This is a genomic window from Paenibacillus sp. FSL H8-0034 (assembly GCF_038000305.1).
In the GTDB taxonomy this organism is placed as follows: Bacteria; Bacillota; Bacilli; order Paenibacillales; family NBRC-103111; genus Paenibacillus_S.
Map to the genome: position 1 here is coordinate 8,056,740 of NZ_JBBOBS010000001.1, position 13,972 is coordinate 8,070,711.

Annotated in this window: 10 protein-coding genes; 6 read left to right on the plus strand and 4 right to left on the minus strand. The window is 47.1% G+C overall.

Annotation, left to right across the window (positions count from 1 at the left end; all coding sequences use genetic code 11):
* Position 1 precedes the first annotated feature (1 nt).
* Genes NST47_RS35970 through NST47_RS35980 form a run of 3 tightly spaced genes read right to left on the minus strand, consistent with a single transcriptional unit; the run spans position 2 to position 2,761 of the window.
* Positions 2 to 1,069 (minus strand): dihydrodipicolinate synthase family protein, encoded by a 1,068-nt coding sequence (locus tag NST47_RS35970; protein WP_341159385.1) that lies wholly within the window; start codon positions 1,067 to 1,069, stop codon positions 2 to 4.
* A 2-nt stretch (positions 1,070 to 1,071) separates the two neighbouring features.
* On the minus strand, positions 1,072 to 1,893 hold the full coding sequence (locus NST47_RS35975) for an NAD-dependent epimerase/dehydratase family protein (RefSeq protein ID WP_341159386.1): 822 nt from the start codon (positions 1,891 to 1,893) through the stop codon (positions 1,072 to 1,074).
* Between the two features lie 10 nt (positions 1,894 to 1,903).
* A complete protein-coding gene (locus NST47_RS35980) occupies positions 1,904 to 2,761 on the minus strand; it encodes an ABC transporter permease (RefSeq protein ID WP_341159825.1) in 858 nt (285 codons plus the stop codon).
* A 454-nt stretch (positions 2,762 to 3,215) separates the two neighbouring features.
* Between NST47_RS35980 and NST47_RS35985 the strand changes: the two genes are divergently transcribed.
* From NST47_RS35985 to NST47_RS36010, 6 genes are all read left to right on the plus strand, one after another.
* The gene (locus NST47_RS35985; RefSeq protein ID WP_341159387.1) at positions 3,216 to 5,585 is read left to right on the plus strand and encodes an AraC family transcriptional regulator; all 2,370 of its coding nucleotides are present in this window, start codon (positions 3,216 to 3,218) and stop codon (positions 5,583 to 5,585) included.
* 276 nt (positions 5,586 to 5,861) lie between these two features.
* Positions 5,862 to 6,743, plus strand: a complete 882-nt coding sequence (locus tag NST47_RS35990; RefSeq protein ID WP_445667494.1) for an ABC transporter permease — start codon at positions 5,862 to 5,864, stop codon at positions 6,741 to 6,743.
* Positions 6,744 to 6,773: 30 nt separating this feature from the next.
* Entirely contained in the window at positions 6,774 to 7,652 is an 879-nt protein-coding gene (locus tag NST47_RS35995; RefSeq protein WP_341159389.1) for a carbohydrate ABC transporter permease, read from the plus strand.
* A 37-nt stretch (positions 7,653 to 7,689) separates the two neighbouring features.
* On the plus strand, positions 7,690 to 9,219 hold the full coding sequence (locus tag NST47_RS36000; RefSeq protein ID WP_341159390.1) for an extracellular solute-binding protein: 1,530 nt from the start codon (positions 7,690 to 7,692) through the stop codon (positions 9,217 to 9,219).
* Positions 9,220 to 9,338: 119 nt separating this feature from the next.
* Positions 9,339 to 11,117, plus strand: a complete 1,779-nt coding sequence (locus NST47_RS36005; RefSeq protein ID WP_341159391.1) for a hypothetical protein — start codon at positions 9,339 to 9,341, stop codon at positions 11,115 to 11,117.
* 149 nt (positions 11,118 to 11,266) lie between these two features.
* The gene (locus NST47_RS36010) at positions 11,267 to 13,141 is read left to right on the plus strand and encodes a heparinase II/III domain-containing protein (RefSeq protein ID WP_341159392.1); all 1,875 of its coding nucleotides are present in this window, start codon (positions 11,267 to 11,269) and stop codon (positions 13,139 to 13,141) included.
* Between the two features lie 116 nt (positions 13,142 to 13,257).
* Here NST47_RS36010 and NST47_RS36015 read toward each other — a convergent pair whose 3' ends face one another.
* Positions 13,258 to 13,554, minus strand: coding sequence for a hypothetical protein (locus NST47_RS36015; protein WP_341159393.1), 297 nt, complete (start codon positions 13,552 to 13,554; stop codon positions 13,258 to 13,260).
* Positions 13,555 to 13,972 lie beyond the last annotated feature (418 nt).

Below are 13,972 nucleotides of genomic sequence, written 5' to 3' on the forward strand. Positions count from 1 at the left end.
TCTAGTTCAACCACTCCGCCAAATGGATTTTGACAAACTCATCATCGTTTAAATGAGGGTAATCGCGGTACATCCGCTCAATTTCCTCCGCCTGCCCAGGCGACAGCGTTTCATGTGGATTCAGACACCACGTTCCTTCCAACAGTCCCTGCCGTCTTAACACCTCATGGATGCCTGGAATGCAGCCTGCAAAAGCATGCGCGGGATCAAAGAAGGCCGCATTGGATTCCGTTACTTCAATATTACGCGTCAGCCAGGCCGAATCGATAGATTGCAATTGACGGACTGCCTTGATTTCCTCCAACAGCTCTACCGCTTTCTGCGTCCACACCGCCCAATGACCCAACAATCCGCCAACTATTGTTTTTTCCACGGATATACCATTAACGTTGAAGCGATAAGTCGTCAACAAATCATTGATGATGTTGTCGTCATTTCCCGTGTACAGCGCGATTTCATCGCGGCGGCTTGAATAACATACGGCGCGCACGACATCAATCGTCTGATACCGGTTGAAAGGAGCCATTTTGATCGCGACAATTCCCGGAATTTCGGCAAAGCGCCGCCAAAAATCAAAGCTGAATATGCGCCCCCCTACAGAGGGCTGCAGGTAAAAACCAATGACAGGCATTACCTCCGCTACGGCTTCGGTTCTGCACAATATTTCCTCCTCTGACCAGCCCTGCAGACCGCCCATACTGAGCAATCCAGCGTCATAGCCGAGTTTGGCTGCAAGCTCAGCCTCGGCCAAGGCCTGATCGGTGAAGCCGCAAATTCCGGCAATCTTCAGAAATGGGCGGGTCAACCGAGCATTATCCACTTCCTCCGCAGCCAGACGCAGCACCGGCTCCAGCAGATTGTAGCGTTCTTCCCTGATTTCAAATTGCGTGGAATGAACAGCAACAGCAATACCTCCGGCTCCTGATGCCATATAATATCGGGTCAGCGTGCGCTGCCGCCGCTCATCCAATTGGCGCGAGCTGTTCAAAGCAAGCGGGTGCGCCGGGATCACCAACCCGCTGTGGAGCGCACGAAGCTGTTCGGCTGACAAGTTTTTATGAGCTGCCATCATTAGTATTTACCGTCTCTTTCCTGAAAATGTGTGGGCTTATTCCAGGTAGACCCGCCTTCTTTCACCCATTGTGCTATCCAATCGATCATCTGCAGCAGTGACACTCGGGGATATCCGAACAGCTGATGGGATTTGGAAGCATTATTCAGCAGCGCCATATCCGATTCCTCACCAATAACAACCGGCTCCTTATCCAAACGTTTGCCGAACTGTTCAGCTATCCAGCGCATCGACATCGTTTCGGGTCCGGTGACGTTGATAAAATTGGGTGGACTGGTACACACCTTCAGACTGCGCAGTGCGATTTCATTGGCATCTCCCTGCCATATACAGTTAGCATGACCCATGGTCACATCAATCGGTTTGCCGGATTGTACAGATCTGGCTACCTCCAGCAGAACCCCATACCGCAAATCAATCGCATAATTCAAGCGATAAATAACCATTGGAATTGCGTATTGATGAGAAAAATGCTCAAATACCCGTTCCCGTCCAAGCGTTGACTGCCCATACTCACCGAGCGGCGCTGGAGAGGTCTCCTCTGTTGCACCCCCTTGGAATACCGGGGTAAACGGATAAATATTGCCGGATGAAAACACGACGATACGGGAGTTGCGGAACTTCTCTGCGACGCGTCCGGGCAGATAGGCGTTCATCGCCCATGTAAAATGCTCGCGTCCGGTCGTGCCGAATTTATTGCCAGCCATGTAAATGATATTCTTCACATCAGGTAGCTGCTGCAGCTGTTCGTCATCCAGCAGATCGCAAGCTAGCAGGACCACCACGTTAACAGCGGAAAACAAACTCCATTTTTTCTTCAACTCATCTCACCTACCATAGGCTGTTTTCTGAAAGCTTGCGGCTCACATAATTAGCCGAAATGATGAATACCAAACTTACCAAGCCCGTGAATAAATCGATTGCGGCGGCGTAGCTGAAATTGGAATTGGTCAAACCGACTCTGTACACATAGGTACTGATAATATCGGCGGTTTCATAGGTAGCCGGATTGGACAGCAGGAATACTTTCTCAAACCCGATTTCCAGCACCTTGCCCACATTCAATATAAACACAATCGTAATTGCCGGCATAATGCCAGGCAGCGTTACATGAATCAATTTATGAAACCGATTCGCTCCATCGATATCCGACGCTTCATACAATTGCGGGTCAATGGCCGTTAATGCCGCTAAATAAATAATCGTTTCCCACCCAAAATGCTGCCACACATCCGAGGATACGTAAATCGTACGAAACCAGCCCGGATTCACGAGGAAGTTAATCATGTCGAAGCCGGAAGCCTTGATCAACTGATTTACCAGACCTGAGGTCGGAGACAGGAACAAAACCACCATACTGGCGACAACGACATTGGATATAAAATGGGGCAGGTAGCTGGCCGTCTGCACAAATCTTTTGAAGGCTGCATGCTTCATTTCGTTCAACAGAAGCGCAAGCGTAATGGGTACGGCAAATCCGAATAGCAGCTTATATACGCCAAGTAAAATCGTGTTTCTCATGAGAATGAAAAAATCGGGATTTTCAAAAAACATCAAATAATATTTGAAGCCCACCCAGTTGCTTTCCCATATACCCCGGTACAAATTGTAGTTTTTGAATGAAATTACAATTCCAAATATCGGCAGGTACTTAAATAAGAGGTAATACAATAGACAGGGTACAAACATCCAGATCAAATATTTGCTGCTGCGCCACTTTCGTTTGAGAGCCGTTAACCGGCTTGTGCGCTTCTCGACAAACTGCGAGCCCGCATCGCCAGTCACAAAACGGGATTGCATAAGCGTAACCTCCTTCTAAAAGCGATTGTCCATGTACACGATCTTCATGATGCTTGTGTGACCTAAGCTCGCGACGTCTGGTATTGATCTCATCATATCGAGAGTCCCGATGCCGGGCTACCTCCACGTTTTTATGTCTTGTTCCTTTTTTGGACCCGCTGAAAAATGGTGATTACCTTGAAAAAGGAATACAACCGGAGTGAACCGTACGACTGCGCTTTAGCTTATAGACAGCAGCAAACAAGGGAAGGCATCTTGGTGGAGAGTAAACTATTCATTTAGAAATGTCCCTATCTCTGTTATGATAGAATCGAATTTGAGCTTAGAGGAGTGAAAATCCACCTTGAAAACGGCTTCATTCATTCGATCCTTCATTTCCGGTAAAGCCAATAAAGGACACCTTTATCGAAAAAGCTTATTGTTTGTCGTGTTTGTAGCCTGCATTCCTACCGCTGTCATCGGGATCAGCTCTTATTTCGTGGGCAGCAAAAATATCGAGCATGAGGTCAATCGCACCCATCAATTGCAATTAAAAAAGGAAATCCAGCGGATCGACGAAAGCTTCTCCCAACTGGAATTAAGTTTAACGCAATGGTCGCAAAGCCCAGCTTTTGGCTCAAAGCTACGCAACCTTGATACGGTTCAGCAGTATGCCGATATTCAGGATTTATACAAATCCATCTTGACTTTGAAGGCTTCCAACCCGCTGATTGATAAAGTCACTCTGTATGTGGAGGGACCCTCCCTGATCATCACAGATGAAATGACGGAGCGACTCACCGAAGCCAAAGAAAAAAATGATTTTGCTTCGCTACTACAGACAAAAGCCTCCGTTTTCTGGACGCTGCCGTCTATGGATCTGCAACTCAAACAAAACGGCAGCTCGCTTGTGTTGGTGCATACACTCTCAGGCCAGGGGATTAAGCCGTTCGGAGCGCTTTTACTTTATGTCAATCCGCGTAAACTCGAATCCCTTATCAAAAATGCCAGCTCCGAAGAAAAAGGCACATCATTTATCGTCAGCGGGGATTATCGCTCGATTACTCCCTCCCCATCCGACAATCGAGCCTCCCAGGAGCTGCAAACCACTCTGAGCGGTCAATTGGCCTCCAGAAACAACAATGAAAGCACCTTTATTTATGATTTCCAGGGTGAGGCTTATTCCATATCAACGGGCGTTTCCAACCGACTCGGCTATCCATGGATCTATGTCTCTGCCACCCCCATGTCAAATTTGACGGCTCCGGTTGTACTGATCTCACGGTTAATGATCGGTATCTCGCTCATTGTGCTGCTTCTGGCACTGCTGCTGTCCTGGTTCGCTTCCAATAAGCTGTACAAACCGATCCAAAGAATTGTCCGGCTGATTCAATCAGACAACGTCACCACAGCAGCAGATAGGGATTCCGGCGATGAAATCGAGCTTATAGAGAAAAAGTGGCAGTACGTAACACGGGAAAGCCAGGTGCTTCACGAACGGCTTGACCGGGCTTTGCCTGCACTAAAAGAAGGGTTCATGCTGCAGCTCGTCCAGGGCCATCTTCAAGGCTTATCGGAAAACGAAGTGTTGGATCAGATGAACCAATACGGCTGGGATGTGGAAGGAAAGGTTTTCCGAATGATGCTGATTCAGCTTCATGGGCTCTCCAATCTGGACGGGAGGTTTGTCGATGGCGATGAGCAGCTGGTCACTTTTGCAGCAGGCAACATTATTGAGGAAATTGTAGGTCAACGGGTGGATGCAGCCGGATTTAGTGTGATTAATTTCCGTGACCTGACAGTGGGGCTGCTTGTTTTCTTTCCCGATACCGTATCAGGCGAGTCGATGAAAAGAGACTTGTATCATCTTTCTAATGAGATGTTACAGTCCTTAAAGCAGCTGTTGAAGGTAAGCGTCACGATCAGCCTCAGCAAAGCGGCACGCTCGCTGGTTCATATCTCCCATACCTTGAATGAATCCCGTCAAGCCCTTCGCTACCGAAGCATCGAAGCTGAACATGCGATCATCGATACTGAGGAGCTGCTGCCCGAGGGGCAGGGTATCGTGTATCCGTTTGATCTGGAAAATGAAATTTTGCAAACCCTGCGTCTGGGTATGCTGACAGAGACGGATGGGAACATTCAAATGTTTTTGATTGAGCTGCAAAAGCAAGCAGTGAAGGAAGGCAGTGTGAAGCAGGGGATGCAGCAGCTGCTCGGAAGCATGCTCCATGTCATGCTCCAAACCGGCTTTAACCCCGAGAACATTTTTCCAGGGGTCAATTTATACGAGCAATTTGCCAAGCTGCGCGAGCCTAAGGAAATGCATCAGTGGTTTAAAGACAAAGTGGTCACTCCCTATGTTACAGAGCTTGTACAGGTGCAGGATTTTTACATCAAGCAATTGATTACGAAAGTAGCTGATACGATTCACCGGGAGTATATGAACGATCTCTCCCTCGAGTATTTCGCAGACTTGTACGGGACCAGTACCGTCAAGCTGAGCAGTGGCTTCAAGCAGATCATGAGTGTCAATTTTATCGATTATTTAACGAAGATCAGAATCGGTCATATTAAGGAGCTGTTGGTCACAACCGATATGAAGATTAACGACATTGCGCTTGCCTGCGGCTATCAGCCTACATACTTCAACCGAATCTTCAAAAAACATGAGGGCGTCACCGCCAGCGAATATCGGGATACACATAAAAACGCAGCAAATGCTTCTTCTTGAACAAAGGCTTAAGGTAGCGTATAAACCGCTGCTTTACAGCCTTTTTTTGCTGCTTTAAAAAAAGTATTATTCGCTGTAAAAAGTGTTATAGCCATCAAGAAGGCTGTTTAAAAAATTGTTATTGTTTGTTTATCTGGCTCCTTTTATATTCAGTTCTGGGAACGGCGCTAAACTTTTGTCAGAAATGGAGTGAGTTCAATCATGTATGCACAGCAGACGGCTTCCACGTCGCCTACAGGAAAACAACAGGCTGCGCATCGGGTATGGAAAAGAATAATGAAGAGCAGATCCTTGTATCTGCTCGGTCTGCCCGGGATCCTGTTCTTTATCGTATTCAAATATCTTCCGATGTGGGGCATCATCATTGCTTTTCAGGATTATTCACCGTTTCAGGGTCTACTTCAAAGCCCTTGGGTTGGATTTAAGCATTTTGAGCGGCTATTCGCTCATCCTGATTTTTTTATGCTGCTGCGTAATACGATGGCGATTAATGTGTTAAATCTTGTTTTTTTCTTCCCGCTGCCTATCCTTCTTTCTATGCTATTAAATGAGGTGAGCCATCAATTTTTTAAACGTATCGTGCAATCGATTATTTATTTGCCCCACTTTTTATCCTGGGTGATTATCGCCGGCATTTGTTTTCTGATGCTTTCCAAGGGTGAGGGCATTGTAAACAAGCTGCTGGAGGCCATAGGCATTGGGAAGATCGATTTCCTTACCAATCCTGATCTGTTCTGGGGACTGCTCACGGTTCAATCCATTTGGAAGGAGGCCGGTTGGGGGACTGTTATTTTCCTCGCTGCTATTGCAGGCATTGATCCCCAGCTGTACGAAGCAGCCAAAATGGACGGTGCCAGCCGTCTGAGACAAGCGTGGCATGTAACTCTGCCTGCGATCCGCAGTGTCATTATCATCCTGTTGATTCTACGTATCGGTCATATCATGGATGTAGGCTTCGAGCAGGTGTTCCTGATGATGAACGGTGCCGTATCTGAAGTAGCCGAAGTCTTTGATACTTATGTGTATAGACTGGGTATACGCCAAGGGCAGTTCAGCTTTACGACTGCAGTCGGCCTGTTCAAATCGGTTGTTGGATTGATATTGGTTATTCTGTCCAACCGATTAGCTAAGCGTTTCGGCGAAGAAGGCGTTTATTAATCCATTTTGTAAAAAGGAGGCTCCTGCAAGATGATCCTTAGCTCCAGTGACCGTTGGATAAACCTTGTCATTACTGTTCTGCTGGTAGTTATAGCTGTGACAGCGTTATTTCCACTCTATTACGTATTCGTTATTTCTTTCACGGACCCGTCCGAATATTTGCGGGGAGGTATTATCCTGTTCCCTGAAAAGTGGACACTCAGCTCCTATCAATATATATTGTCCACCCCCACATTTGTCCGCGCCATCGGGGTGAGCAGCTTCCTCGCAGTTGTCGGTACGGCATGCAGTCTGCTGGTTACTTCTGCTTTGGCCTATACCGTATCACGCAAACAGTTGTATGGAAGAAGGCTGCTTATGCTCGGTATTTTGCTGACGACTCTGTTTCAGCCCGGTATAATACCGCCGTTTATCTTAGTCAAAGAGCTTGGCCTGATGAATAATATATGGGCTTTAATATTACCGGCATTAACGAGCGGCTGGTATGTGCTGCTGATGAAAGGTTTCTTCGACGGCATACCTGTCAGTCTGGAGGAGGCGGCCACTATCGACGGCGCCGGAGATCTGGGTGTCTGGTTTAAGATTATTTTGCCCTTGTCACTGCCAGCTATGGCCGCATTTGGCTTATTTTACGCTGTGGCTTATTGGAACACCTTTTTCACTGCGGTTCTTTACATGAACGATCATACCAAATGGCCTCTGCAGGTGCTGCTGCAAAATATGCTGATCGATTCTTCTACGGCCATGGGTGGGGATGCCGCTGCTGAAATGATGGCAGAACAACGGATTCCACCGGAAACCTTGAAGATGGCAGCTGTAGTGGTAGCTACAGTCCCGATCCTGATGGTCTATCCATTCTTGCAAAAGCATTTCTCCAAAGGGGCTATGGTTGGCTCCGTGAAGGAATGAGTTCTATATATGTATCCATAAAGGGAGGTATATTTTTATGAAATCAATCAAGAAAACAACGGTTGTCTGCACCGCCAGTTTACTCACCTTATCGTTATTAAGCGCTTGTGCAGGAAAGACGGATTCCGGTACGGGAGCCGCTGCTGACCCTGCGTCAGCCAAGCCGACGGAAATCAACATTATGACCACATTCTTCTCACCTGAACCACCAGATGCGAACAATTCAATCCTCAAAGAAATTGAGAAAAAAACAAATACAAGTCTTAAGGTCAGTTGGCTTTCCCCCAACAATTATGAAGAAAAGATGAATGTAACCTTATCCTCTGGCGATCTGCCTGACCTGATGCTCGTACTTGATCCGTTCGTTCCGGTCATCCGTAAATCTGCGCAGCAGGGCGCTTTCTGGGATGTCACTGATGTGTACAAGAAATACCCGAAGCTGGCCGACTTTCCCAAGGATTCCTGGGAATTCACCAAGATGGAGGATGGGAAAAACTATGGGGTTCCAAGGGTTCGCCCTACCGAAGGCGGAGGTTTCCCCTACGTTCGCAAAGACTGGCTTGACAAGCTTGGTTTAACGGTTCCGCAAACGACAGATGAGCTGTACAAGGTGTGGAAAGCTTTCGCCCAGCAGGATCCAGACGGTAATGGTAAAGCCGATACACAGGCATATGCTGCTTATGTAGCTCAGGATAGCATGGGTTCCTTGGGATGGATTGAATCGGCCTTTAACCAAACGAACGGTTCCTGGAAGCTCATTGACGGCAAGCTGGTCAATATCAATACGCTTCCGGAAACAAAGGAAGCTTTGGTATTTCTGAACAAGGCTTATAAGGAAAAGCTGATTCCCGAGGATTTTGCGATTCTCAAGGCCACTCAGGCCAAGGATATGATGAAAGCTGGTAAAGCGGGAATGGGATCGGATACGCCAGAGGCTGCGTGGGAGCCTACCCAAGAGCTGCGCAAGACAAATCCGCAGGCCGACTTGCAGCCTATGGTCAGCGTCAACGGTTTCACCAGCAAGGATACCGGCTTTTACGGAATGTATGTCATCAATAAAAAGGTATCCGAAGCCAAATTGAAAAAAATTATGGAACTGCTCGATTATGGAGCCTCCGATGAAGCTTGGGATCTCGTAAGCTATGGAATAAAGGATACGCACTACACGGAAAAAGACGGTAATAAGGTTTTCACCGAATTAGGACAGAAGGAATTGGTAACGCAAGGCGCCTTCAAACAGATTTTATACAAAAATGATAAGTACCAACGCGCTTTCCGCAATGGTATGCCTAACGATTATTTGGAACGAAATAAAAAGGTTATCGATGAGCGCTCCAAAATCAGCGTGCCTAGTTTAGCCGTCGGCTTGTATTCGGAAACCTCGCTTACCGTAGGACCGGAATTGAACAAGAAGATTCAGGATATCAAGACCAAGGTCATTTATGGTAAAGAGCCGATTACGGCCTGGGACGATTTTGTGAAAAAGCTGCAAACCGATGCGGATTTCCAGAAGATGAGCAAAGAACTGAATGATTCTTATCAGAAACGCGTTGGGGGGGCGAAATAACCCGTTGAAATCGAAATAAAACCGTTGGAGGCTTACGAAGAAGGCTTTCCACAGGAAAGCCCATAGCTGGATGCTTACGAGGCAGGCTTTCCGTTGGAAAGCCCATAGGAGGAAACAACATGCTGCAAGATATGTTAGGGTGGGTCAGAAACCAACCGATCCCGTCCACTTTTACTAACACTGGATTATCAAAGAGCATTTATCTCGATATTATGGAACAAACGTTGAACGCCTACAGCAAGGAGGAACTGGAACGCAGACTTCCTTCCAGCGCAGATGAGCGCATCGATGATTTGCAGGCATATGCCCGGATCACCAGCATCATGGGCATCCTGATCGCGCAAGGACGTTTAGCGGATTATGCCCCATTATGGGACCGAATGATGGAGGCCTGCTGCGTAGATCTGCATCAGAGCGAAGGCAATCAGATGGCTGACTTTTCGGTGAAGGAGATCATGCTTGCTTTTCTCGCTATAGAAGAACAATTAGATGTAAACGTGAGGGAACGCTTACTTGCTTTATTGTCCCTGATAGAGCCTGAGCGAAATTATGTGCACCGACTTGGCGAGGATGGACACGACCAGCTCCACAACATCAATATTTACAATATGGTGGGCGAATATTTACGAGAGATCGTCGGACTGACCGATACCGAGACCTATTTTGACGTCCACTGGCCAAAGCAGCTGGAGCTGTTTGACAGTAACGGTATGTATATGGACCCGAACTGTCCGATCTTATACGATCTGACGACACGCTGTCAAATCCAGCTTTTATTGGGCTACGGCTACAAAGGTGCTTTCAGCGGACGGCTGGACGATATGCTGAAAAAAGCCGGGCTCAGCACGTTATTCATGCAATCCGCATCCGGAGAATTCCCGTATGGAGGGCGCAGCAACCAGTTTTTGTTCAATGAGGCGCTGATTGCGGCCAATGCGGAGTACGAGGCATGCCGCTATAAGGAACTGGGTGATCTAAAAACTGCCGGAGCGTTTAAGCGCAGCGCTCGCCTGGCCGTACAATCGATAATGCGCTGGCTTGAGCAGGACCCTCCACGTCATCTTAAAAACCTGTATCCGATCGACTCAAAAATCGGTACTGAGTTTTACGGCTACTATGATAAATATATGGCTACATTGGGCTCCTTCATTTACATTGCATTTTTGTTCGCTGATGATGAGATCGATGAGCTGCCTTGTCCTGCTGAAACGGGCGGTTTCATTTGGGAAACATCACCTGCCTTTCACAAGGTGTTTGCCAATGTAGCAGGTTATTCCTTACAGATCGATACGAAAGCAGATCACCATTACGACAGTACCGGGCTTGGACGGATTCATCGAGCAGGAGTGCCCAGCGAACTTGGACTTTCCACTCCGTGTACCGCAACACCGAGCTACCAGCTTCCCAACGGTGTGCAGGCAATGAATTTGGCTATCGGCCCTGGCTGGAAGGATGAGAACGGACAACTCGTATTTCTAAGCGACTTATCTGTTGGACTGGAGCATCGGCTTCACGTGCAAGAGATATCCCCGACTCGGCTAGTATTCGAGCTTGAATACTTTGGAGCCGCCTTAACAGGCTGCAGGTCGGTAACAGAATGCTACACAATAAGCGAATCTGCAGTTAGCATTTCGGCTGAGATCGATTCACTGGAATCAGCTGAAATGGTTTATCGAATTCCGCTGCTGCAAACTACGGGTGGAGATCACACACAGGTCGTAGAAAACTCTGATTTGATTGAGGTAAGATTGGGCAGCTATGCTTTTACAATCCAAAGCGCTGCTTCCATGAAGCAGCTGGGCGAGACGACTGCCAACCGGAACGGTCAGTATGGGATCCTGCAAATCGAGGGAAGGCAGCAGGTATCCGTACATATGCGGTTGAAATCGGAGAGCTAATTAAAGCCAAAACTTTGTCGTGTATTCATCCATCTAACTTGAAAGAAATTAAAGTATCAGCTTGCCTAAAGCACAAAAAAACACTCATATTGTCTAGAAAAATCTTTAAATCCGTGCCCAGAACCTATGTTCCAAAAGAGGGGTAAACCATGTTATCTGAACGTTACCGTGAAGAATATATTAAACAAGCTCTGTTCCCAACCGCTGATCTGGATACCGTGCTCCAATTAGGAAACAGGGAGCGTTGGGGCACGCTTCCCAAAGAAATCAAGGATTATTATATAAATAAAGGAACCCATAAGCTTGCTTACGCATGGCCATCCTTGCCTGCTATCCTTTTTATGGATTACCGAAGAACTGGTAACCGCTTGGAATATGAACGTCTCTCCATAGCCCGAAGACATGCACTCGTTGATTTGGTTATTGCCGAGTGCATTGAACACCAAGGACGATTTCTAGACGATATCTTGAACGGCATCTGGTGTATTTGTGAAGAATCCTTCTGGGGTTTTCCCGCACATAACGAGCAAATATTGCCAGATATCGGTAGACCCACGATCGATTTATTTGCCGGCGAGACCTCTTCGGTCCTTGCATGGACCGCGTATTTACTGAAGGATTCATTGATAGAGGTTTCACCATTGATCATTCAACGAATACGCGATGAGATCGAAAGTCGGATAATGGGACCATTTCTCCGTAGGGATGATTACAGCTGGATGGGTTTTCAGGTAAGCAACGTCAACAACTGGAATCCATGGTGCAACTGGAACTGTTTAACTGCCTTTATCCTGATAGAGGATGACATTGAACGGCGGTCTGAGGCCGTTGTCAAGGCTCTGCGTTCATTAGACGTTTATATGAATTGCGTGCCAGAAGACGGTGGGTGTGACGAAGGTCCTGGATATTGGGGATATTCGGGGGGTGCACTCTTTGAATGCCTAGATTTGTTGTACTGTGCGTCTGCAGGCCGAATCGACTTTTTCGATACCCCCTTAATTCACCGTATCGGCCAATATATTTATCGCGCCCACATCGCAGGCAATTACTATGTAAACTTCGCGGACGGAGCAGCCAAGCTAGATGGCAGTGCCCATTGGTCGGTCAACCCCTCCTTGGTCTATCGGTACGGGATTCGGATCGGGGATCGCAAACTTCAAAACCTGGGTGTCGAAGCACTGCGCGGCAGGGGGCCTGAAGCATTCGAGAACAAACGGAGCTCCTCTCCCTATCGGATCGTGCCCGGTATTTTCTTATATAAAGAAATGACTGAGTTAGCCGAGATTAACCCTAATCATTACGAGAGGGATATATGGTTTCCAGATACCGAATTCATGGCTGCGAGAGAACATGCGGGGACATCCGAAGGTTTTTATGTAGCCGCCAAAGGTGGACATAATAATGAAAGACACAATCACAACGATATCGGCAATTTTATCGTTTATCATCATGGCCACCCCATCGTGATCGACGTCGGAGTCGAGATGTACACAGCCAAGACTTTTAGTCCTGAAAGGTATGACATCTGGACGATGCAATCGGATTACCACAATGTTCCACTTATCGCCGGCTATTCGCAAAAGGCCGGTACGATATATCGGGCCGGGATGGTCCAATATGAAGCCAATAAGGAAAAAGCAATGTTCCAATTGGATCTCTCCAAAGCTTACCCGAAGGAAGCGGGGGTCGTTAGGTGGACTCGCAGAATCGAGCTTGGGCGGGGAAAAGAGCAGCGGGTTACAGTTTCCGACGATTTTTGTTTGGAGACGATTGGTGAGGGAACGCGCCTCCATCTCATGCTGGCGGTTGAACCACGGGTCTTGGAGGAAGGCAGAATCGCATTGGGGCAAGAGGTCGTGGTGTGCTATAATCCGGACTGTTTGGCCGCTACTATCGAAACCGTACACATCACTGATGAAGCTAGGTTAAAGCCAGTTTGGGGCGATGCCATTTATCGATTGGTGATGTGCGCAGTGAAGCCGTTGTCTGAGGGGACATGGTGCCTGCACTTTGAATCCAATTGATAACAGAGCCATTAGGATTCAGACCTTATCCACGCTATTGGGATCTGAAGTCATAACCATTGTAAGTTTGAAATTGGTTATAACAGTGGACAAATTAATTGATAAACGTGATTTAATTAGAATCTTGAATGCAAAAAACTCTTGCCCGCGATATGGTCGGCAAGAGTTTTTGTGTTCGGCTGTTGCGGGTTACCAGGAGTAAACACCCTTCTCATCCAAGAATTCGCCGTTATGACGTTTGCCATCTGTCGCATAACCAATATAAGCGCAGCGGCGGCTTCTTTCGATTTACCGCCTGCGGCATTGCCGTTAAGATCTGTTGAGGTGAATCCAGGCGTTACCGCGAATACTTGAGCGCTGCTGTTTTTGACTTCATAAGCCATTGAAAGTGTCATGACATTCAAAGAAGCCATGTCGGTCGCTATTACACCGCTCCAATCGCCTTCAACAACGAGAAGCGAACCCAAGTCGGATTTTATTTTAGTCGAATGATCGAATAGCCAGTTTGTTCAATTTTCTCGCTTTTTCGTTCTTGGTAAGTTACCCCTTGATGGATAGTTTGTATTCAGCGCTTCATTCAAACCTATGTCTCTGTTGAGGTTAGAATTTGGCCACTCCGCTCGTATTCGCCGCACATTTAGAGTACCATACGATATAAACATTATAATGCAAAAATAATCAAAAACGAGTATGTTATAAGACATGTGAGTAAACGACTGGTTTGAATGCAATCCATAAGGTCACAAGAATCCGTAAATTAACCGGGTTACCGGCTGAATAAATTTTGTCATCATGAACATTTTCCGTAATTGATCGAATCTATACACTTAT